The organism is Sulfitobacter sp. (genome assembly GCF_041552635.1).
GTDB lineage: Bacteria > Pseudomonadota > Alphaproteobacteria > Rhodobacterales > Rhodobacteraceae > Sulfitobacter.
This window is the reverse complement of sequence record NZ_JBFEKM010000369.1, coordinates 1-1361: the sequence shown is the minus strand read 5'-3', so window position 1 is coordinate 1361 and position 1361 is coordinate 1. Positions and strand designations below refer to the sequence as shown.

The following is a 1361-nucleotide window of genomic DNA, read 5'->3' as shown; positions in this document are numbered from 1 at the left end:
ACGCCACCGGTCCCGGTTTGACCCAGATCGCTGACCTCAACGCGGATCTCGTCCGCACCGTTGAAGTCGGCATCAGGCACATACATCAGCGATCCAAGCGCTTGGTTAACGGCAAGCAGGTCACCCTGCAAGGTCACGCTGCTTTCGCCATTGTTGCCCGCGACCACAAGGCCAGAGATATCGCCAAAGAAATTCAGCGTGCCGTGATCAACCGCGATAACCGCAGACATCTCGTAAGTGGTACCGACCCCGGTCCATTCTGCGTCAAAGAAGGACAGACCCTGAATCTGCACCGCTTCATCCTCGACCACAGTAAAGCTGGTCGGTGCTCCCGGCGCATCAAAGACCGGCGCGTCGTTCACTGCCGCCACGTCGATCACAACGGAGGCGCTGGCGCTTTGCGCGCCACCCGTGCCGCTGTTACCTTGGTCATCGATGCTAATGTTCAGCCTGTCCTCACCGTTGAAGTCCTGATCGCCGGTATAATCCAGCGCAGCAAGGGCCGCGTTGACATCGGCAACCGTGCCGGTAAAGGCCAGCGTGCCGTCGGACCCGTCACCGTCTGTCAGGGTCAGACCTGCTGAGGTTCCAAGGGACAGCGCACCGTGATCAACGCCCAGATCGACCGCAATGTCGCCTGCCCCTGCGTCAGGATCCAGGACCGACAGATCGCTAAAGGATGCCGAGGTGTCTTCGTCCACGATCAACCCACCGGTTTCCGCTGTTGCTGCGACCGAATAGGAAGGATTGCCCCCGGTTTGCGAATTACCGGTAAGGTCCCAACGCAGATACGTATCTGCACCGCCTTGCACCGTGTAGGTCCCCGTAAAGGTGCCACCCGGCAACTGGTTCGAGAACAGACCGTCAAACGGGGCCAGCAAATTACCTTCGCTGTCAGACAGCTTGAAGTAGAAATTCGCCCCGCTGATCGTAAAGGTCACCTGATCACCGGCAGCAAAGCCAGAGATTGCCCGCCCGTCAACCTGACCACCCGGCAACCCGTTGTAGGCTGAATTGAAGCCGCCGTTGCCCGCAGAATTGGGCGCATTGTAGTCTTGGATGGTATTGACTGTCGTCGCCCCAACCGAGGTCGCGCCCAAGACCGTTGGCCCGTCGTTCACGGCCTCGACCGTGACCGTAGACGTTGCAATGGCGCTGTCGGCGTCGCCATCATTGACGGCAAAGCTGATCTCGCGGTCGGTCGTATCCGGATCGTCCGAGCTGTTGGCGTAGGTCACGCCCGTCATTGCCGTTTGATACTGCGCCAGCGTCGCGGTGCCGCTTAGCGTCAGGACACCCGTCAGCGCATCATAGCTGCCGCTGATGCCGTTCTGGTCGATAAAGGACAGGCTGTCCTGCGT

At 59.9% G+C, this 1361-nt stretch carries 1 protein-coding gene; it reads right to left on the bottom strand.

All coding sequences use genetic code 11. From position 1 onward, the window contains the following. On the bottom strand, positions 1-1361 hold a 1361-nt coding region (locus ABYT07_RS21145), incomplete at both ends, for an Ig-like domain-containing protein (RefSeq protein ID WP_372993958.1).